Genomic DNA, 19,120 nt, shown 5'->3' on the forward strand with positions numbered 1-19,120 from the left:
CCGGCCCTCCCCGGCGCAGGAGCATCAGTCCTTGCTGGAGCCGTCCTTCAGCTTCCGGGCGGCGTCCTTGACCTTCTCCCCGGCATCCCTGAGCTTGGCTTCGGCCTGGTCCTGCTGGCCCTCCCGCTCCAGGCGTTCGTTGCCGGTGAGCTTGCCCGTGGCCTCCTTGGCGGCGCCCACGTGGTTGGTCACTGCGTTGTTTGCCTTGTCGTCGATTCCCATGGTCATTTCCTTTCGTCCATCACCGCGGCTGCGGCGAATTTTCGGTTAGAGCGGGGTGGAGCGAAGGTCGTGGAGCACAGCTGGTGGTGCAGAAGACGTGTCCGGAACGGCCGGGAGGGGCTACTGCACCCTGCCCCGCCGTGCCGTGGCGGTCCGGGCGCCGCTGGTGATTCGGACCAGGACCGGGATCTGATCGCCCAACCAGGCATCAATTCCTGTCACCAGGTCCTCCGCCGTCCCGGCAAGATCGCCGGGGGAGGCGCCTTGGCGTGCCTGGAGCCGCAGCTGGAGCCCCGTTGTGCGGGGGAGTTCCCATGCGGAGACTGCCGTGGCAACCACCAGGCGGTTGTCCGCCGTGGCGTTCTTTACCGCCGCGGAGACCAGCCCGACGTCCACCACCGTGGTGCCGCGGCCGCCGTCGTCCTCCTGCGCAAGCCTCCTGGTCCGGCCGCCGCCCTGCGACGCGATCCATGCGACGCACAGCGCCGCGGCCAGAAGGAGGCCGCCCACCCAGGCAACAGCCCACCAGCTGCGGACTGGTCCCGGCAGCGGGGCGCTACTGAGCAAGGCGGATGCCTGGCCCAAGAGCGTGGACGCGGTGGCAGCCCAGGCGTCCGCCTCGGTGGGCAGGAACCCGGCCGCCGCCACCAGCGCACCTCCAGCGGCCAGAAGCAGTCCAAGCACGATCAGCAGGGTCCGGTTGAGGGCGCGGTTGGTTCTCCTCATTGCCCCACCGCCCCGCTGCTGGCCACGCGCACCGCTGGGGTGATGCGCGTGGCCAGTCCGTACCGCGCCAGTTCGCTGCTGGCAGCGGCGGTAAGGGCGCCGGCGTCCAGCGCAAGGCCCGACGTCGGCCGCACCTGGACGCGGGCGGAGCGTCCGGCCACGGTGGTGGTCACCTGGCCCGGAGCAAACCCGGAACTGAGCTGCACGGTGCGGGAGACGGCGGCGGCGATCACGTCGTCGTCCACCACCACGGCGCAGCGGTCGCTGGCCAGGGCCCGGCGCGGCCGGCGCCCGGGGGCCATGCCGGCAACAATGAGGACCACTCCGAGCAGCGCGATCCCCACGCCGGCGGCAGCCAGCCAGCCAGGAATGGTGGCGGCAGGGAGCCCGGCCAGCCACCGTCCCGTGTCCCCGGGGGAAGCCAGCAGTGCGGGAACACCGGCCATCATCAGGACTGCTTCCAGGGCCAGCCAGAGGCACAGCGCCAGGAGGACAGTTGCGGCCAGGACCGATGCCGCTGCCCGGGACGAGTGGGTTTCCCGCCGCACCATGCGGCGGATAAGCCGTTGGTTGTTCATGCCGGCCTCCTTTCCTCGTGGTGTTCCTGTTGGGGACCCGTCCGGTGCGGTTCCCGTTGGGGACCGCCGCGGCGGCCGCCTTGGTGCGGACCGCCGTCGACCCTGCTGGTCCGGTGCGGCTGCCGGGCGCCGGTGAGCGTGATGTCCACCGTTCCCATCAGCAGCCCGCTGAGGTCGGCACCCCGGCGCAGGATGGTGTCCCGTGCCGCCCGCGTCTGCTCGAACAGCGTGCCCGCTGCAGGCGGTGTGCCCGTGCCGGGGCTCGGCTGCAGCAGCGGCGGAAGGGGAAGCATTACCGAGATGGCGGCCCCCAATGTGCCACCGTCATCCCGGAGATCTGCCTCAACGTTCTTTCCGGGGACGCCGAAAGCATCAGCCGCAACTGTCTCCAGGGTGTGCCGGAGCGCCGCGGGCGAGATCCGGTTGTAGCCCCGGCGAGTCATGGGGAAGAGCGCCTGCCACGGAGGGCGTCCATGACCGCGCCGACGTCCAGCGTGCCCTGGGCGGCGCGGCCCAGCACCGCGCCGGTCCCCATGAACAGGGCGGTGAGCAGGAATCCCCAGAAGCCGAAGGCGAGGGCCGCCAAGGCCAGGACAGCCCCGGCGGCGGTGCCTGTTACTGCCGGGCTCACGCGACCCTCGGCTCCTGGTCGGCGTCGTCGTCAGCGTCGTCGGAGGGGACGTGGATGTCGGTGATGGTGATGTTGACTTCGGTCACCTCCATGCCCACGAGGTCCTCGATGGCTGTGTAGACGGCGTCCCGGGCGCGGTCCGCCACGTCCTGGAGAGGGTGCGGGTATTCGACCACCAGGGTGACGTCAACGGCCACCTGGGTCTGCCCCACCTCAACGCTGACGCCCTGGGTCAGGTCCTTCTGGCCCACTTTTTCCCGGAGCGTGCCCAGTGCACGGGCTGCTCCGCCGCCGAGGGCGTGGACGCCGTCGATCTCCTGGATGGCGATGCCGGCGATCTTTGCCACCACGGCGTCGTCAACGGTGGTGGCGCCGCGCCCGTCCTTGCCTTTGGGCTGGGCGGGGGCGGCCACCCCGGACGACGGGGTTTTGGCGGCGACGGTTGCGGGGGTCTGCGTCTGGGTAGTCAAAGCGATCACTCCTCTTTGTTGAACCTGCGCTGTTGTGCGCCTGTGCAGATAAGACGCAGCCGGGCCGCCAAACCTCACGCAGAAAGGGGTGTGAGCTGCGCCACACTTCTGCGGGGTGCTTCCGACGGCGGCGCCCGCCATGGTGCCTCCCGGCCCAACTAGGTAGCAGCACATGTCGTTATGAGGCCCCATAACAGCATCTGCTGCTACCTAGTTGGGCCGGGGCGCGGTGCTGCACCTTGCGCGATGGGCAGCCACTGTGCGTAGGATCTATTTAGTAACCATGCTTACTATCTCGACTTGCAGGGATCAGGCGGCTTCCCCCGGGCCCCGACGATCCCTCCAGCGGGACCGCGGAACATCAACGAAAGGACCAGCGCCATGAAGAAACTGCTCATTGCCTTCCTGCCCACCATCATCAGCAAGGTGCTGCAGGCCCGGAAAGCCAAGCAGGCCGGCCGCGCAGGCCAGGCGGCGCGGCCCCCGCGCAACCGCTTCTAGCGCCTGTTTGCGATCAGCGCGGCCCGCCTCCCGGCTCAGGAAGGCGGGCCGAACTGCTTTGCAGGCGTTATTGTCCGCCCGGGCCTGTTTTTCCGCGAAACGACCACAGCCCTATCACACGCATGCGCGGGCCTTTTGCCCGGGGTTTACGGTGAATATGCGGTGTACATGGGCGGGCGCCCGCAATGCGGCCCCGGCCCGGGCCTGCACGTCGTAAACTTGCCACAAACTAGCAAGAGCCGGGGGGCTTAGTGGAAGAACAGCAGGTCTGCCTGGTCATTGAAGATGACTCTGATATCCGCGGACTGATTACCGCCGTGTTGACCCGTGCCGGGTTCAAGGTGCTGGCCGTCGGATCAGGAGCCGAGGGGAAAGCCGCAGCCGCCGCGGCCGGTGCCACCCTGTCCCTGATCACCCTGGACTTGGGCTTGCCGGACATCGATGGACGGGACCTTAGCCTTGAACTGCGGAAGCTAAGCCCGGCACCTCTGCTCTTCCTCACGGCCAGGGCAGAAGACGACGACGTTCTAGCCGGGCTGGCAGCCGGAGCCGCTGCGTATCTGACGAAGCCTTTCCTTCCCAGCACACTGGGGGAAACGGCCCTGAAATTAACCCGTGTGCAGCCCGGCGCTCGCATTTGAGCATCAGTGACGCCGCGCCAGTTGCTGCGCTCAGCCGCCCTGGGTAACTCCTGTGTCAGGGAGTGCCAGCGGGCGCCAGTCGGCAATCAGCCCGGTCTCGGCGTACGACAATTTGATATTGACGTTGTAGCTGCCAGGGCGTTTGAGATCGGGCACCCAGATTTCGGCGACCCCGGCGTCGTGGGGCGTGGCTCCCACCACCCTGTAGGCGAGTTTTTCGGCCTGCCAGCTGTCCGGCACATCCAAGCCGTCCAAAGACCAAGTCAGGAGCAGGGGGACATTTGCGAGTCCCTGGAGGTCTACCCTGACGGCCACGCTCCAGCCCTGCGGATCCGCGCCCTGCGGGCCGCTGGTTGACTCCACCTCCTGCAGCGCCGCGGCCAGCCTGAGAGCCACCTGTGCCGGGGGCACGGTTTCTCCGTTTTCGTCGATGGTTTCGATAACCATGGCGTGGGCTGTATACACGACGGCGGGGGGAACCACGTCCCGCAGCGCATAGTGATTCGACATCTCCCTGATGTATTCATCGGTCAGGGGCGGGATCTCTCCGAGGAGCCGGATGGAGGGTTCGGGGAGGACGGTCAGGATGCCGGCGGGCGTGGTGCTCAGTGTCGGCGACGGACTGTCCGTCCCTGTAGAGGTGCCGGTGGGTGTGGGACTGGGCGTCGCCGTCGTCCGCGTCGGCGTGGGGGTCGTGGGCGTCGGCGCGGGCGTGAACGTCAGGAAGGTGGGCCGCGGGACGGGCCGCACGGTGGGAAGCGGACGCATGGTGAATTGTTCAAAGCCCGTGAACCGGGGCGTGGCCGCCGCCTCCTGGCCCGCCGGAAGCGGCACGTCGGCGGCACCCGCCCTGGCCAGCCCGCCGTCGTCGTAAATTTGCCCCGCCGAGGCAGCCTCCGGAACGGCGGTCAGGGGCAGGAGCCCGCCGATCCCTTCCGGAGCAAAGCCGGTCAGCGGAGTGCGCTTGATGATGTGGATCGACTCGATCCGTGCCACGTCTTCGTCCGGCGGCGGGAAGATCCTGTCCCAGAGGTTCAGCACGCCCAGAATCGCGGCCGCCAATGCACCTGCGGCGATGATGAATGTTGAGGTGCGCTTGTACCAGGGAGGTTTAGCTGCTGGTTTATGTTTTGTGACCACGCCACCACCTCCCACCACAGCAAGCAGAACCCCCTGCCCGTTACTGCCGCGTTACTGCGCATCCCGAGTACGCTTGCGGGTGGAGCGCGTTCGACGGCGGAGCGCGCCGGCCGCCGCCAGCATGCGTTCCAGCCTGCCCGGCTCCATGAGGTCAGCCCATTCCCCGCACCACCGCAAAGCCTGCGGCCCGGATCCGTTTTTCGCGCTTCTTCTCCGCCCCTCCCTGGCCAACCAGATAGCTGGCATTGCCGGTTCGGTCCCCTTACGGCTCTATGAGTCCGGTGCGAATGGCAAATCTTGCGAGATCCAGCCGGTCGCGCAGGCCGAGCTTTTGCAGGACGTTAGCCCGGTGGCGGTCGACGGTTTTTACGCTGATCCTGAGGGCCTCGGCGATTTCCCTGGTGGAGTTTCCCTCTGCGATGAGCTTCGTAATCTGCTCCTCTCGAGGCGTGAGAATGCTGTTCGGCATCCGGTCGCCCCGTCGGTCGCGTTCGAGGTAGTCGCGGATGAGCGCGGTGACCGCGCCAGGGTAGAGGAACGACTCTCCTCTCATCGATGCCCGGCATGCTTCGATCAGGTCGCGGTCGGCGACCGACTTGAGGACATAGCCAGAGGCCCCGGCACGTATCGCTTCGAAGAAGTACTGCTCGTTGTCGTACATAGAAAGGATGAGGATACGCACGTTGGGTGCGCTCCGCGATATTTGTCGTGCTGCCTGGAGGCCGGTCATCTGGGGCATGGCGATGTCGAGAATGGCGAGGTCAATCCCGCCGGCGGTCGCGGCATCGACGGCTTCTGTGCCGTCTGCGGCCTCGGCGACGACGGTGAGGTCTTCTTCCGCGTCGAGGATCATGCGGAGTCCGCGGCGGACCAGGGCGTGGTCGTCGGCGAGGAGGATGCGGGTGGGTGCGCCCATCGGTTCAGTTCCTTGCCTCGGCGCCGGGAACGAGGAGGCGGACGTCGGTTCCCCCGCTCGGGCGGGAGGAGACTGTGAGCTCGGCGCCGATGAGCATGGCCCGTTCGCGCATTCCGCGGATGCCTGCGCCCTCGGGGAGGTCGCCGCCTTGCCCGTTGTCACTAATTCGCAGGGTCAGCCCGGTCGTGGATGAGGTGAGCGTGAAATCGACTTGTGTCGCGTGGGCATGACGGGCGACGTTGGTGAGTGCCTCCTGGGCAATGCGGTAGAGGACCAGTTCGACGTCCCCGCTGAGCTCGGGAAGCTTGTCGGCGATCCCCCAGTTCACCGGGATTCCGCTCGAGCGGGAGAACTCGGTGCCCAGCGAGGTCAGGGCACTACGCAGGCCGAGGTCCGCGAGGACGCCGGGGCGGAGACGTTGCGCGACCTGGCGGACCTCCTCCAGGCTGGCACGGACCGCTTCCTGGGCGACGAGGCTCTCTTCGCGCAGATCGTCGGGCGACCGGTCGACAACTCGCTTGAGGCTGAGTAGCGCAACGGTCAGGCTTTGGCCGATCTGGTCGTGCAGTTCCCGCGAGATCCGCTGACGTTCCCCCTCTTGCGCGGCCAGGGCGAGGGCGCTGCTCGCGCTGGTTTCGGCTTCGAGCCGATCCAGCATTTCATTGAAGGTGCGGATGAAGTGCCCGAGGTCGCCGTTACCGGCTTCAGTGGTTGCCCGGTCGCCGCCGCGCCGCAGCAGGCCCACCCGGCGCATGACGGTCGTCAGCGCGTCAAGCGGCGCGAGACTTGCCCGCACCAGGGCGGCATTCGCGGCGAGGATGAGGGCCAGTCCGATGATCAGGACCGGCACTTCAGTCAGCAGGACGGGTGATGACACCGTTGCTGGGGAGAGCGCCAGAACGAGAGTGCCGATGGCAAAGAGTAAACCGTTGATGATGAACAGTCGCCAGAACAGCAACTGCGCCGGTCCTTTCGGGGGCAGGCCGACTGTTGCGCCGGCGGCCCTCGTTTCGAGCGGAGTCCGCATTCGACTAGCCTTACGCGGCCTGCGTCCTTTGTCCATGAGGGCCCGCACCCACAGGCTGCGGAAGCACGCACCCTTGTCGCTCCGAAATGGGTGTCAGGCCTAATGGCACCTCACTGATCACGGAGGGAGACTGGATCCACCCTAAAGAAACCAGGGAACGGAGGGCCCCATGGAGACCACCCATTCCACAGTGCCGGGCGCTGGCCTGCTGCATGACTGCCGGACCCGCGATGGCCAGCAACTCCGCATTCTCGTCGACCGTCTGGGCAGGCGTGAAATCTTCGTGTACGACGAGGCCGAGCCCGACCGGGTCGTGGCAAGAATCGTGCTCGAGGAGGACGAAGCCGATCAGGTTGCCGAGCTTCTGCACAGCCAGCCGCTCACCGATCGGATCGCTGAACTTGAACGCCGGGTCGCCCGGCTGGCAGGGAGCTGGAAATAACGATCATGGACAGGGAACCCGGGGACACCGCTGGAGCCGTGGCTAATAGCTTCGACTGGGCTGGAGAGGCGAGCTGACAGGCGCGTTACTCGCTGGATCTTCCAGGAAAGGACCCGATGGAGCATCTCAGTCGATTTGCCGGGGAGTTCCTCAAGGCGCTCAGGAACCTTTTACCGATCGTAGTCGTCGTTTTGGTGTTCCAGCTGCTGGTATTCCGGTCCATGCCCGATGGCCCCCTGGAGCTGGTGGCAGGCCTTCTGGTTGTGGCTGTAGGCATTGCCCTGTTCCTGCACGGCCTGGATCTGAGTATCTTTCCGGTAGGTAAGAACCTGGCGAATCAGTTTGTCCGGAGCGGGGCCCTGGGGCTGTTGCTGCCCTTTGGATTTGCCATTGGCTTCGCGGCTTCCGTTGCGGAGCCGGCGGTGATCGCTGTCGCGGAGCAGGCCCAGCTGGTCAGCGCCGGCCGGATCAACGCGCTGGTGCTGCGTTTCGTCATCGCGGTGTCGGTGGGTCTGGTCTTGATCCTGGGCGTCCTGCGCGTTCTTCGGGGCTGGGCCGTATATAAGTTGTTGATCGCAGGCTACGCGACAGCGCTGGGACTCACCTATATCGCCCCGCCGGAGATCATTGGCCTTGCCTACGATTCAGGCGGGGTTACCACCAACATCGTCAGTGTCCCACTGATCGCCGCGATCGGTCTCGGGCTGGCAAATTCCATCCGGGGACGCAGCCTGCTCGCGGACGGCTTTGGCCTGGTCGCCCTGTGCGTAATGGTGCCCATGATCGGGGTCCAGCTCTACGGTATCTGGGTCTACACCTTCGGCTCTGCCGGGCCGCCGGCTCCGCCGGTGACTGACGCCGGGGAGGATGCAACGGGTTGGGTGCTCGGCATGATCCTTGGACTCGCGTCAATGCTCCGGGAAGTCCTTCCTATCGTGGCCGTCGTCTTGTTCTTTCAATGGGTCGCCCTGCGGCGCAGGCTGCCCCACCCCCTGCGGGTCATCGTCGGCTTCATCATGGTCCTGGTGGGACTGTATGCCTTCGTAATCGGACTCAAGCTCGGGCTGTTCCCGCTCGGCACCCTGATGGCGGAGCAGCTGATCGAGCAGGGAGCCCCCGCCCTGATCCTGCTCTTCGCGCTGCTGATCGGCTTCGCGGTCACCATGGCCGAACCTGCCCTGGTGGCCATCGGGGAACAGGCGCAGGACGCGTCACCGGGCAAGATCAACGCGTTCGCCGTCCGGGTCATTGTCGCTGTTGGTGTAGGCCTGGGGATCGGCTTCGGTGTTTACCGGATATTGGTGGGTGGTCCGTTCCACTACTTCATCATGGCGGCCTACGCCATCGCGATCGTGCTGATGTTCTTCGCCCCGAAATACATCATCGCGCTGGCCTTTGACCTGGGCGGTGTGACGACGTCGGAGGTCACCGTTCCATTGGTAACCGCCCTCGGAATAGGCCTTGCCGCCGCCGTGGAGGGCAGGGACGTGCTGATCGACGGGTTTGGTTTGATCGCTTATGCGTCCATCTTCCCTGTCATCGCGGTCATGGTGTACGCCATGGTGATGGAGAGAGTTCCCGTTCTAAGGAGCAGACCGGCATGAAATTCACAGCAGTCATCGTGATTGCCCCCGATGAGCTTGAAGACAGGGTCATTGAACATGCGCAGCGGGCCGGGGCCACGGGCGTGACCATCCTGCCCGGCAAGGGCATCGGAGGCGAGGCCAGGAAGACATTCTTTGGGCTCACCTTCGAAGGCACGCAATCAGTGCTGCTGATGGTCGTCGGCACCCACCTGACGGCCCCCATCCTGAAGGAACTGCACCAAATACTGGTCAAAGGGACTGGATCCCGGGGCCTGGCCTTCGCGATCCCGATTGAGCACCTGACCGGGATCGACATGCGCCAGGTGGTCAGATTCGAGGAGCACCTGCGCCGCGAGGGCGCCTGAGCCCTGTCCGCACCTAACGAGGAGGAAAAGATGCTGACCGTCAAAGATGTCATGGTCCCTGAGGTCGTCACGATCTCCCCTTACAGCACCCTGCGGGAGGCGCTGTCGATGATGAAGGAGCGCCAGGTCAAGAGCCTGGTGGTGGAGCGCCAGCACGCCCATGACGCGTACGGCATGCTGAGCTACAGGGAACTTTTGGACACCGTCGTTGCCCAGGACGGAGATGTGGATCTCCTGAACGTTTACGACGCAGCCACGATTCCCGCCATCACTGTCAACGAGGACCTGTCCGTCCGCCAGGCAGCGGCCCTGATGAGCCGCTACCATCTCAGCCGGCTCGTCGTGGTCGAAGGCAGTCAGCTCGTTGGCCTGCTCGCCATGAATGACATCCTCGCCCGGCTCATGGAGGAACTGACCTGAATGCGGCGACCACCTGATAGATCCAAACCATTGCTTTCCGCCAGGTGGGCGTCACAGCCTCACTTGCAGACTTTGGCGGCACAGACGCCGGGAGCAGGAACGCACGACGGCGGCGCGCACCACCCGCAGGCAGGTGAGAGAGCGTCCGGGGAAAGTCCGCATCAAGTGAGAGAGCGTCAGGAAAATGGGGGCATCAAGTGAGAGAGCGTCGCAAGGGGTGGGCGGGAGTTGTGCGGGCCAACGCTTGACGGGCCCTCGCGGTTCCGCATATCCTGAACGAACGGTCGGTAAATAATTCCGCACGTCCCAGACGGTCTTTGCATAGGAGCAACCATGGCAGCCCAGAACTTGCAGTCAGTGCCGGTCGAGCTAACGGCTGGAACCAGCGAAACGGCGGAAGCGGACGGCCAGGCCAACTTTGACCGCGTCATCGCCGAGGACTCCCGCATCGAACCGAAGGACTGGATGCCGCCGGCCTACCGCAAGACCCTCCTGCGCCAGATCTCCCAGCACGCGCATTCGGAGATCATCGGCATGCAGCCGGAGGCCAACTGGATCTCCCGCGCCCCCAGCCTGAAGCGCAAGGCCATCCTCATGGCCAAGGTCCAGGACGAGGCTGGCCACGGGCTGTACCTCTACTCCGCCGCCGAGACCCTGGGCCAGAACCGGGACGAGATGACGGACGCGCTGATCGCCGGCAAGGCACGCTACTCCAGCATCTTCAACTACCCCGCGCTCACCTGGGCGGACATGGGTGCCATCGGCTGGCTGGTGGACGGCGCAGCGATCTGCAACCAGGTCCCGCTGTGCCGCGCCTCCTACGGCCCCTACGGCCGGGCCATGGTGCGCATCTGCAAGGAGGAGTCCTTCCACCAGCGCCAGGGTTTCGAGATCCTGCTGGAACTCTCCAACGGCACCCCCGCCCAGAAGCAGATGGCCCAGGACGCCGTCAACCGCTGGTACGCCCCGGCCCTGATGATGTTCGGCCCGCCGGATGACGATTCGCCCAACTCCAAGCAGTCCATGGCCTGGAACATCAAGCGCTTCAGCAACGATGAGCTCCGCAGCCGCTTCGTGGGCATGATGGTGGAGCAGGTCCGGGTCCTTGGCCTCACCCTCCCGGATGACCAGATCCGCTTCAACGAGGACACCAAGAAGTGGGAGCACGGCCCGCTGGACTGGGACGAGTTCCACGAGGTCCTGGCCGGCCGCGGCCCCTGCAACTCCCAGCGCCTTGAGCGCCGCCGGGAAGCGCACGACGACGGCGCCTGGGTCCGCGAGGCAGCCGCCGCCTACGCAGCCAAGCAGCTTAACAAGCAGAAGGAATACGCAGCATGAGCCCCCACGGGAACCCGGAAGCACCCGCCAGCTCCGCCACCGAGATCAACCGCGAAGCCCCCAAGGCATCCCCAAAGCCGCAGGAACACACGGACCACGCCTGGGGCCTCTGGGAGGTCTTCGTCCGGTCCAGCCGCGGCCTGAGCCACGTCCACGCCGGCTCCCTGCACGCACCGGATGCCGCCATGGCCCTGCGCAACGCCCGGGACCTCTACACCCGCCGCAACGAGGGCGTCTCCATCTGGGTTGTCCCCGCGGACGCCATCGCCGCCAGCGATCCCGATTCCAAGGGCGCGTTCTTCGAGTCCCCCCAGGGCAAGGACTACCGCCACGCCACGTACTACACCAAGAGCGAGGGAGTGAAGCACCTGTGAGCGAAGCCAACGCCAGCGCCACCCGCATCACCCCCGGCAACGCCCTCCGCCCCGAGGACATCGCACTGGAGGTCCGCACCGGCCTCGCGAAACCAAGCGAAGACACCGCCGAGTACGCGCTGCGCCTGGGCGACGACGCCCTGATCCTGGCCCAGCGCCTGGGCCACTGGATCTCCCGCGCCCCCGAGCTGGAGGAGGACATCGCCCTGGGCAACATCGCCCTGGACCAGCTGGGCCACGCCCGCTCCCTCCTCAGCTACGCCGGCGGCGCCATGGTGAACGACGACGGCTCGGCCAAGAGCGAGGACGACCTCGCCTATTTCCGCCGCGAGCATGAGTTCCGCTCCGTGCAGCTGTTCGAGCAGCCCAACGGGGACTTCGCGGCCACCATCGCCCGCCAGTTCGTGGTGAGCTACTACCAGTTCCTGCTCTACAGCCGGCTGACCGAATCGAAGGACGCCACCTTGGCCGCCATCGCCGCCAAGGCCGTGAAGGAAGTGGACTACCACCGCGACCACGCCGCCCAGTGGGTCCTGCGCCTGGCCGGCGGCACGGAGGAATCCCGCAAGCGGATGATCCACGGCTTCCGCATCATGTGGCCGTACGTGGAGGAACTCTTCCGCGATGACGACCTGACGGGCCGGCTCGCCGAGGCGGGAATCGCCGTCGCGCCTTCCTCTTTGAAAGAGGACTTTGACCGGCTGACGGGCGAAGTCCTCACTGAGGCCGGGCTGGAGGTTCCGGACGTCCCGGCAGCACCCGGCGGCGGCCGGCAGGGCAGGCACTCCGAGCACCTGGGCTACATCCTGGCCGAGATGCAGGTGCTGGCCCGCGAGCACCCCGGAGCGAGCTGGTGACCGCCGCCATGTACATCTCGGACTTTGAATCCCGGACGCAGACGCCGCGGCAGAAGGCCTGGGACATCGCCGCCACCGTGGTGGACCCGGAGATCCCGGTACTGAGCATCGAGGACCTGGGCATCCTTCGGGACGTCGCAGTGACGAAGGAACACGAGACTGACCACGTCAAGGTCACCATCACCCCCACGTACTCGGGCTGCCCGGCCATGGACGCCATCCGCGACGACCTCAAAACCGCCTTCGAAAAGGAGGGCTACACGGACGTCGAAGTGGACCTGGTGCTCGCCCCCGCCTGGTCCACGGACTGGATGACCGAGGCCGGCAAGCAGAAGCTGCAGGAGTACGGCATCGCCCCGCCCACGGGGAAATCCAATGCGGCACGGCACGCCGGCCCCATCCGACTCACCATGGCCGTCAAGTGCCCGCAGTGCTCCAGCCTCAACACCAAGGAACTCACCCGCTTCGGCTCCACCTCCTGCAAGGCGCTCTATGTCTGCCAGGACTGCAAGGAACCGTTCGACTACTTCAAAGTGCTGTAAGGAAGCCCCATGCCTGTTGTCCGCCAGACCGCCGCCGAGGAGGCGCAGGCCACCGGCCGCCGTCGTCCGTCCTTCCACACCCTGGCCGTGAAGGAGGTGCGCCGGCTCACTGACGATGCCATCGAGGTGTCCTTCCACGTGCCCGCGGAGCTTGCCGGCCAGTTCGACTACCTGCCCGGCCAGTACGTGGCGCTGCGCACCACGCTGCCGGACGAGACCGGCGAGCCGAAGGAAATCCGCCGCAGCTACTCCATCTGTGCCGAGCCGCGCAGCTTCGAGGACGGCACCAGCGAGATCCGCGTGGCCATCAAGAAGGACCTGGGCGGGCTGTTCTCCACCTGGGCCAACGCCGAGCTTAAGGCCGGGGACACCCTGGACGTCATGAGCCCCATGGGCGCGTTCGTGTCCCGGCACGGCCGCGACGGCCAGGCCGTGGAGCAGAACCGGATGAACTCCATGAACAACCCGGAGGAGCTGGCGGGGGACGTCGCCTCCCAGGGGGAAGCGAACTTCGTGGCCATCGCCGCGGGCAGCGGCATCACCCCGGTGATCGCCATCGCCCGGACGCTGCTGGCCGCCAACCCGGAGTGCCGGTTTGACCTGATTTACGCCAACAAGGCCGCCATGGACGTGATGTTCCTGGAGGAGCTCGCGGACCTGAAGGACAAGTACCCGCAGCGGCTGGCCATCCACCACGTGCTCTCCCGCGAGCAGCGGATCGCGCCGCTGCTCTCCGGCCGGATCGATTCGGAGAAGCTGCAGCAGCTGCTGGGCACCGCCATCCATGCGGACGATGTGGACGAGTGGTTCCTGTGCGGGCCGTTCGAGCTGGTGCAGCTGTGCCGGGACACCCTGGCCGAGCGCGGCGTGAAGCCGGAGAACGTCCGGTTCGAGCTGTTCACCTCCGGCAAGCCGGACAAGCCGGAGGGCAACGCCGGCCGTCCTGTGCTGGTGGACGAGTCCAAGGAGACGTACAAGATCACGTTCAAGCTGGACGGCCTGCAGGGCGAGGTGGCCAGCCCCACCCACGCCCGCGAGTCCATCCTCAACGCCGCGCTGCGGGTCCGCCCGGACGTGCCGTTCGCGTGCGCCGGGGGAGTGTGCGGCACCTGCCGGGCCAAGGTGGTCACCGGCAGCGTGACCATGGACGAAAACTACGCGCTGGAGCAGGATGAGCTGGACAAGGGGTACGTGCTGACGTGCCAGAGCCACCCCACCAGCAAGGAAGTCACCGTCGACTTCGACGTCTAGCCCTACCGGTCCCAAACAAGGAGTTCCATGATTTCCCTCTCCATCAACAACGCCGTGGCCGAGGTGGTGCTGAACGCACCGCACAAGCTGAACTCGCTGGACGAGCAGGCGCTGGCGGATTTAACACAGGCGTACGACGACGCCGCTGCCGCCGCCGAGAGTGGGAAGGTGCGGGCGCTGCTGCTCAGGGGAGAAGGCCGCGCCTTCTGCGCGGGCCGGGACATCCAGAACGTGACGCCGGAGAGCGACGACGCCGCCGCGTATCTGGGCGGGCTGGTGGAGCCGCTGCTGAAGAAGATGGCCGCATTCCCGGCGCCTACCTTCGCGGCGGCCCACGGGGCGTGCCTGGGCGTGGGGCTGGGGCTGCTGCTGGCCACGGACGTGGTGTACGTGGCGGAGAACGCCAAGTTCGGATCGCCGTTTGCCAAGCTGGGGGCCACGCTGGACTCGGGCGGGCACTGGTACTTCACCGAGCGGCTGGGCATGCACCGGACGCTGGACCTGATCTACACGGCGGACCTGATTTCCGGCGCGGAGGCTGTGGCGCAGGGGATGTTCAGCCGGGCCATGCCGGCGGACCAGCTGCTGGAGACCACGCGGGGGATCGTGAACCGGGTTGCTTCCGGTGCTACCGGCGCTTTTGTGGCGAGCAAGGAGCTGGTGGCGCACATCCGGGACCAGCGCCTGGGGCTGTGGGAGGCCATGCAGGAGGAGAACGCCGAGCAGGCGCGCCTGTGCACCACGGACGATTATGCCGAGGGTTTCCGGGCTTTCCAGGAAAAGCGTGAGCCGAAATTCACAGGCGCGAAATTGCCTTTGCCTGCCGCTGATTTGTAAGGTTCAGCTATGACAACGGGGAAAGCAATAACCAAAGCCGTCATTCCTGCTGCCGGATTGGGGACTCGCTTCCTGCCCGCCACCAAGGCAATGCCGAAGGAAATGCTGCCGGTGGTAGACCGGCCGGCCATCCAGTACGTGGTGGAGGAAGCCGTCAAGTCCGGGCTCACTGACCTGCTGATGATCACGGGACGGAACAAGCGCTCCCTGGAAGACCACTTTGACCGGGAGCCGGGCCTGGAGCGCGCGCTGGAGCTCAAGGGGGACAAGGACAAGCTGGAGTCCGTGCAGTACGCCTCGGAGCTTGGACCCATCCACTATGTCCGCCAGGGCGAGGCCAAGGGCCTGGGCCACGCGGTACTGTGCGCCAGCCAGCACGTGGGCAACGAGCCCTTTGCCGTGCTCCTGGGTGATGACCTCATTGACGAGGCCGAGGACCTGCTGACCACCATGATGGAGGTGCAGCAGAAGACCGGCGGTTCGGTGATCGCCCTGATTGAGGTGGATCCGGCGCAGATCAGCGCGTACGGCTGCGCTGACATCACAGCGGTGGACGGCGAGGACTATGTCCGGGTGAACAGCCTGGTGGAGAAGCCTGCGGTGGGGGATGCGCCGTCCAACCTGGCCGTGATCGGCCGGTACGTGCTGCACCCGGCCGTGTTCGGGATCCTGGAGGAGACCGAACCGGGCCGCGGCAATGAGATCCAGCTGACCGATGCGCTGCAGACCCTGGCCGCCGGGGAGGGTGAAGGCTCCGGCGTGTACGGTGTGGTGTTCAAAGGCCGCCGCTTCGATACCGGGGACAAGCTCAGCTACCTCAAGGCCGTCATCACCCTCGCATCGGAGCGGGTGGAGTTCGGTGAGGACCTGAAGACCTGGATGAAGGGCTTCGTGAACTAAGCCACGCCACAGACCTCTTACAGGTCCGCTGCCGGAAGGCGGCGGGCCTGTAGTCGTTTAAGGGCTGCTGCAGCCAAGAGGGCGCCAATGACAGCGCCTGACGTGTTTGTCACAAGGTCAAGCGGGCTTGGAAAACGGTCGTGAAGAAACAGCAGCTGGCCCAGCTCCATGCAGCAGGAGATTAGGAGTCCGAAGGCGCCGATTTTCCACCAGGGCCAGCCGGGAAAAGCCAGAGAGCTTACTAGCCCAACGGGGACAAAAAGCGCCACATTGGCGGACGCTTCCACGAATCTGTAATTGAACCAGGCCGGAACTCCGTGGCGGTAAAGGAATTTCAGGACGGCAGCGAGCTGACCTTGAACCGGCTGGTCCACGGGGCTCGGCCAAAAGGCGATAAATGCCAAAGGGATCAGCATGGCGATGAGGACCAGCCGCCATAGTCTGGAGTTCTCGAGCTGCTTCACACGGCCCTCAGGAAGTCCGTAGAAGGGCCAACGCTGCGGTGCCCAGGGCGGCAGCCGCCAACAGTGCCAGAAGGACGTAGGGGAGCACTTGGGGGCCGGGGAGGGGAATTGAGATGCCGTACTGCCGCGGTGCTTTTCGCCAATGTCTCCCCATAGCTCATATTGATACCACAGCCAGGCCGCCCGGTTGGTGGCCCAGGGTGTTGAGACGTTAAACGAAGAAGGTGGGTGTTCTCCGTTTCCGGAGTACACCCACCTTCTTCGGTGGTTCTTGGGTGGTGCTGTTATGCAGCTACCTCAGCCTTGGCGCGGCGGCGAACAACCACTACCGAGGTTGCGCCGGCAGCCAGTGCGCCTGCGCCCACCAGGGTCCACAGGACCAGGCCGGAGTCAGCGCCGGTGTTGGCCAGGCCTGCACCACCGGTGCTGGCCAGGGGAGCGCCGCCGGCGTTGCCACCGGTGTTGGCCAGGGAGGCTGCCACTGTGACCGTGACGGGGCCAACGACGACGCCGGACTGAGTGCCTTCAGCGGTCAGGCTGTAGGTGCCTGCTTCGCTGATGGAGATCGGGAGGGCGAAAGCGCCCTGGGCGTCAGCGGTTGCGCTGAGTTCCTGCGGTGCCAGGAACACAGGGATCTTGGCGGAGAAGGACGTACCGCCGGCGATATTGGCACCACCTGCTGCCGGCGGCTGGCCGGGCGTGACGCGGATGATCAGCGGTTCGCCGGCAAGGAAGCCCTGGCCGCGGAAGACAAAGCTTTCGCCCGGGCCAACAACCCCGTCAGAAACAGCGGCCTGCGGCGGGAGAGCCGGGTATTCGGCTGCTACGGCCGGTGATCCAATAAGGGCGAGTGAGCCAGCGAGTGCGAGTGCTGCGAGTGTTTTCTTCATGAGTGTCCCCCCGGAGACGTTTAAGTTTTTGGTGTACCCGATTGTGAGGAAATTTTCCTCTCCACACGAGACCTATGCGGAAGTACGGATAATGATCCCAAGAGAGACGCTACCATCTGCTCGTGTTTGTGAGCAATGTCAATCCAATCGGTTTACATAGTGTTAACGCACGGGCCACCTTTCTAGCCGCACGCAACGCTTTCTATGGGCAACGTCACGTCCTTTACATCTTGAACAGTCGGCGTGACAACCACGTTAGGTTCTGTGTGCTGGACAATCTTGCCAAAGGTGAAATCGACGGTCCGGCTTTCCCCGGGAGCCAGCCGAATGGCAAGCACCCCTACAGGTCTGTTGCCATGGAAGTAGGGAGCAAAATCGGTCTTCTGCCCGTCCAGTTTGGCTGTCTCTACGTGGGCCTGTGCTGGTCCGTACGCCACGATATTCGTTTGTACCGATCCCGGCGGGACACCAAATACACCGTCCCCCGTCACGTACGGCGGCAAGGACGTTGCTGCGTCGGCTGGTGCAGTGTTCGTACTGGTGACACGTACAGTTGTCTCTTCGTACCCGTCGCGCGGGCATTCCTTAATCAACTGCACTGTGCGCTTGGTGTAGTAGTCCATCTTCGCGCCGGTGCCGTCGTTGAAGTAAACACCGAACTGGGCTGGAGAAACACTAGATCCCGCGATTGATCCACTCACTTGGTATTTCCCAAGTGTGGCCTGCTCATCGCTGGAACTAGACCACATTAGGACGCGGCGCTCTTCCACACCACGAGTAATGCCTTTAATTAAGTTCTTACCGTCGCTTTGGCCTTTCGAAAGTGTGGAGAAGATTTCTTGGGCGACACCTGCGAAGTAGGCGTCTTGAAGACTAGGTTCCTCGATCTTTGCATACACGTCCGAGAGCAGTGTTTTCACGACGTTGTCGCCCCTGAGCTCTGTTGGCAGTCCGAGGTTGGCCAACCTAAGCAGTCCAGGGTCGCTGAGCTGGACGGGTCCAGTTGCGGCCAGGATGTAACTGAGAGCTACTGGGTCAATAGAAATAACACCGTCGACGCGCTGGCCAGTTTTTCGCTCCCACATGGCGTGGACGGTGCTTGCGGCCGTTGGAAAATCAGGAGTCAGATTCGCGTCTTGCATGAATTTGCCCAATCTGGGCGAATAGATCGCTGTTTGTTCCGGATCTGTTGGAATAATCGGGTTCATAGTTCCCACCTGGGACGCGCTGCTTTGAGCGCCGAGAGCGGGCTTGCCATCCTCTAGGGTAAGGATCGCTAAGGCGCCGGGAATACCACCGGACGCACGGCTTTCAGCATTGTTTTGGACGATAAGAAGGTAGCTTCTCGTCCCATCGATGCCAAGCATTTCGGGGGCTAATTCGGCCGCGTCGGCGGCAGCATCTAGTGCCCCTGTGACTTCGTTTAGCTGAGCCCTCGCTTCAGCCAATGGCCCGGACACTTGGGGCAACAGGCCCCTGTCGTCAATCCTGTCTAGTCGCTGAGCTGAGACTCGAACTACGTGAGCGGCCGCAGTAACGGTCGGAGAAGCGGCATGAACGGGTTTTAGATCTGTTCCCGATCCGTTGGGAAGCAGAGCATTCCAGTCCAAGGTGTCGAAAACGTTCACAAGCGGAGCGAGACTGAGGTTGACTACATCGTCAGCCGAACGCGCTACTTCGGCGACGGCGCTGAAGTTGCTTCCCAGGCCCGGAATGCTAGCCGCCAGGGTCCACAGGGGGTCTCCAGCAGCTTCCTTAGCGGCAGACGTGTGTGAACGCAACTGGGCGACCGTGGAAGCCGCCGCGTCTTTATCTCCTGCAGCAATCTCCGCTTGGAGTGCCCCTATCAGCGAAGCTGCTGAAGTCAGTTCGGTGCTAATCCTCGTAGCCTTTGAGGTTAGCCAAGCTGCGCCGGCGCCTGTCAGCACTAACGCTACGGCTAAACCCACGAGTGTTTTCAGCACTCGACGCTGTCTTGGCCTGTTTCGGCGCTCCGCGGAGC

General features: G+C 65.1%; 24 protein-coding genes. 12 read left to right on the top strand and 12 right to left on the bottom strand.

Annotated elements, in window-relative coordinates; all coding sequences use genetic code 11:
* Positions 1–24: 24 nt before the first annotated feature.
* The 6 genes from HTS88_RS19915 to HTS88_RS19940 all read right to left on the bottom strand — a co-directional run bounded on the left by HTS88_RS19915 (position 25) and on the right by HTS88_RS19940 (position 2,627).
* Complete coding sequence (locus tag HTS88_RS19915; RefSeq protein WP_174181542.1) at positions 25–222, bottom strand: CsbD family protein; 198 nt, start codon at positions 220–222, stop codon at positions 25–27.
* Between the two features lie 120 nt (positions 223–342).
* Entirely contained in the window at positions 343–948 is a 606-nt protein-coding gene (locus HTS88_RS19920; RefSeq protein ID WP_174181544.1) for a hypothetical protein, read from the bottom strand.
* Positions 945–1,526 (bottom strand): Asp23/Gls24 family envelope stress response protein, encoded by a 582-nt coding sequence (locus tag HTS88_RS19925; RefSeq protein WP_174181546.1) that lies wholly within the window; start codon positions 1,524–1,526, stop codon positions 945–947. The genes HTS88_RS19920 and HTS88_RS19925 overlap by 4 nt, the downstream gene beginning before the upstream one ends.
* Positions 1,523–1,969 (bottom strand): hypothetical protein, encoded by a 447-nt coding sequence (locus tag HTS88_RS19930; protein ID WP_174181548.1) that lies wholly within the window; start codon positions 1,967–1,969, stop codon positions 1,523–1,525. The genes HTS88_RS19925 and HTS88_RS19930 overlap by 4 nt, the downstream gene beginning before the upstream one ends.
* Positions 1,966–2,157: a DUF2273 domain-containing protein gene (locus HTS88_RS19935; protein ID WP_174181550.1), complete on the bottom strand. Its 192-nt coding sequence runs from the start codon at positions 2,155–2,157 to the stop codon at positions 1,966–1,968. Before HTS88_RS19935 ends, HTS88_RS19930 begins: the two co-directional genes overlap by 4 nt.
* Entirely contained in the window at positions 2,154–2,627 is a 474-nt protein-coding gene (locus tag HTS88_RS19940; RefSeq protein ID WP_174181552.1) for an Asp23/Gls24 family envelope stress response protein, read from the bottom strand. Before HTS88_RS19940 ends, HTS88_RS19935 begins: the two co-directional genes overlap by 4 nt.
* Before the next feature lie 752 nt (positions 2,628–3,379).
* Here HTS88_RS19940 and HTS88_RS19945 point away from each other — a divergent pair.
* Positions 3,380–3,769, top strand: a complete 390-nt coding sequence (locus HTS88_RS19945) for a response regulator (protein WP_174181555.1) — start codon at positions 3,380–3,382, stop codon at positions 3,767–3,769.
* Between the two features lie 30 nt (positions 3,770–3,799).
* Here HTS88_RS19945 and HTS88_RS19950 read toward each other — a convergent pair whose 3' ends face one another.
* The 3 genes from HTS88_RS19950 to HTS88_RS19960 form a co-directional block, all read right to left on the bottom strand.
* Positions 3,800–4,909, bottom strand: a complete 1,110-nt coding sequence (locus HTS88_RS19950; protein ID WP_174181557.1) for a hypothetical protein — start codon at positions 4,907–4,909, stop codon at positions 3,800–3,802.
* Positions 4,910–5,171: 262 nt separating this feature from the next.
* Positions 5,172–5,825 carry a response regulator gene (locus HTS88_RS19955; protein ID WP_174181559.1) on the bottom strand — a complete coding sequence of 218 codons (654 nt, stop codon included), beginning with the start codon at positions 5,823–5,825 and terminating at the stop codon, positions 5,172–5,174.
* A 4-nt stretch (positions 5,826–5,829) separates the two neighbouring features.
* On the bottom strand, positions 5,830–6,852 hold the full coding sequence (locus HTS88_RS19960) for a sensor histidine kinase (protein ID WP_174181561.1): 1,023 nt from the start codon (positions 6,850–6,852) through the stop codon (positions 5,830–5,832).
* Positions 6,853–7,021: 169 nt separating this feature from the next.
* On the opposite strand from HTS88_RS19960, the gene HTS88_RS19965 reads away from it, so the two are divergent.
* The 11 genes from HTS88_RS19965 to galU all read left to right on the top strand — a co-directional run bounded on the left by HTS88_RS19965 (position 7,022) and on the right by galU (position 15,764).
* On the top strand, positions 7,022–7,294 hold the full coding sequence (locus tag HTS88_RS19965; protein WP_174181563.1) for a cation:proton antiporter regulatory subunit: 273 nt from the start codon (positions 7,022–7,024) through the stop codon (positions 7,292–7,294).
* A 116-nt stretch (positions 7,295–7,410) separates the two neighbouring features.
* The gene (locus HTS88_RS19970) at positions 7,411–8,898 is read left to right on the top strand and encodes a DUF1538 domain-containing protein (RefSeq protein ID WP_174181565.1); all 1,488 of its coding nucleotides are present in this window, start codon (positions 7,411–7,413) and stop codon (positions 8,896–8,898) included.
* The gene (locus HTS88_RS19975; protein WP_174181567.1) at positions 8,895–9,245 is read left to right on the top strand and encodes a P-II family nitrogen regulator; all 351 of its coding nucleotides are present in this window, start codon (positions 8,895–8,897) and stop codon (positions 9,243–9,245) included. The genes HTS88_RS19970 and HTS88_RS19975 overlap by 4 nt, the downstream gene beginning before the upstream one ends.
* A gap of 30 nt (positions 9,246–9,275) precedes the next feature.
* On the top strand, positions 9,276–9,665 hold the full coding sequence (locus HTS88_RS19980; RefSeq protein ID WP_174181577.1) for a CBS domain-containing protein: 390 nt from the start codon (positions 9,276–9,278) through the stop codon (positions 9,663–9,665).
* Positions 9,666–9,998: 333 nt separating this feature from the next.
* Entirely contained in the window at positions 9,999–11,003 is a 1,005-nt protein-coding gene (gene paaA / locus HTS88_RS19985) for a 1,2-phenylacetyl-CoA epoxidase subunit PaaA (protein WP_174181579.1), read from the top strand.
* The gene (gene paaB, locus HTS88_RS19990; protein ID WP_104184541.1) at positions 11,000–11,377 is read left to right on the top strand and encodes a 1,2-phenylacetyl-CoA epoxidase subunit PaaB; all 378 of its coding nucleotides are present in this window, start codon (positions 11,000–11,002) and stop codon (positions 11,375–11,377) included. The genes paaA and paaB overlap by 4 nt, the downstream gene beginning before the upstream one ends.
* Positions 11,374–12,234, top strand: coding sequence for a 1,2-phenylacetyl-CoA epoxidase subunit PaaC (gene paaC, locus HTS88_RS19995; protein ID WP_174181581.1), 861 nt, complete (start codon positions 11,374–11,376; stop codon positions 12,232–12,234). Before paaB ends, paaC begins: the two co-directional genes overlap by 4 nt.
* 8 nt (positions 12,235–12,242) lie before the next feature.
* Positions 12,243–12,776, top strand: coding sequence for a 1,2-phenylacetyl-CoA epoxidase subunit PaaD (gene paaD, locus HTS88_RS20000; protein WP_174181618.1), 534 nt, complete (start codon positions 12,243–12,245; stop codon positions 12,774–12,776).
* A 9-nt stretch (positions 12,777–12,785) separates the two neighbouring features.
* Positions 12,786–14,027, top strand: a complete 1,242-nt coding sequence (gene paaE / locus HTS88_RS20005) for a 1,2-phenylacetyl-CoA epoxidase subunit PaaE (RefSeq protein WP_174181583.1) — start codon at positions 12,786–12,788, stop codon at positions 14,025–14,027.
* Positions 14,028–14,054: 27 nt separating this feature from the next.
* A complete protein-coding gene (locus tag HTS88_RS20010) occupies positions 14,055–14,864 on the top strand; it encodes an enoyl-CoA hydratase/isomerase family protein (protein WP_174181585.1) in 810 nt (269 codons plus the stop codon).
* Between the two features lie 9 nt (positions 14,865–14,873).
* Positions 14,874–15,764 carry a UTP--glucose-1-phosphate uridylyltransferase GalU gene (gene galU, locus HTS88_RS20015; protein WP_174181587.1) on the top strand — a complete coding sequence of 297 codons (891 nt, stop codon included), beginning with the start codon at positions 14,874–14,876 and terminating at the stop codon, positions 15,762–15,764.
* Positions 15,765–15,781: 17 nt separating this feature from the next.
* Here the strand turns inward: galU and HTS88_RS20020 are convergent, their stop codons facing one another.
* The 3 genes from HTS88_RS20020 to HTS88_RS20030 all read right to left on the bottom strand — a co-directional run bounded on the left by HTS88_RS20020 (position 15,782) and on the right by HTS88_RS20030 (position 19,082).
* Positions 15,782–16,228 (bottom strand): VanZ family protein, encoded by a 447-nt coding sequence (locus tag HTS88_RS20020; RefSeq protein ID WP_343045031.1) that lies wholly within the window; start codon positions 16,226–16,228, stop codon positions 15,782–15,784.
* A gap of 284 nt (positions 16,229–16,512) precedes the next feature.
* A complete protein-coding gene (locus HTS88_RS20025) occupies positions 16,513–17,118 on the bottom strand; it encodes an LPXTG cell wall anchor domain-containing protein (protein WP_174181589.1) in 606 nt (201 codons plus the stop codon).
* A gap of 182 nt (positions 17,119–17,300) precedes the next feature.
* Positions 17,301–19,082: a DUF4012 domain-containing protein gene (locus HTS88_RS20030; protein WP_343045032.1), complete on the bottom strand. Its 1,782-nt coding sequence runs from the start codon at positions 19,080–19,082 to the stop codon at positions 17,301–17,303.
* Positions 19,083–19,120 lie beyond the last annotated feature (38 nt).

Origin of the sequence: Pseudarthrobacter oxydans (assembly GCF_013314975.1) — a bacterium.
Taxonomy (GTDB): Bacteria; Actinomycetota; Actinomycetes; order Actinomycetales; family Micrococcaceae; genus Arthrobacter; species Arthrobacter oxydans.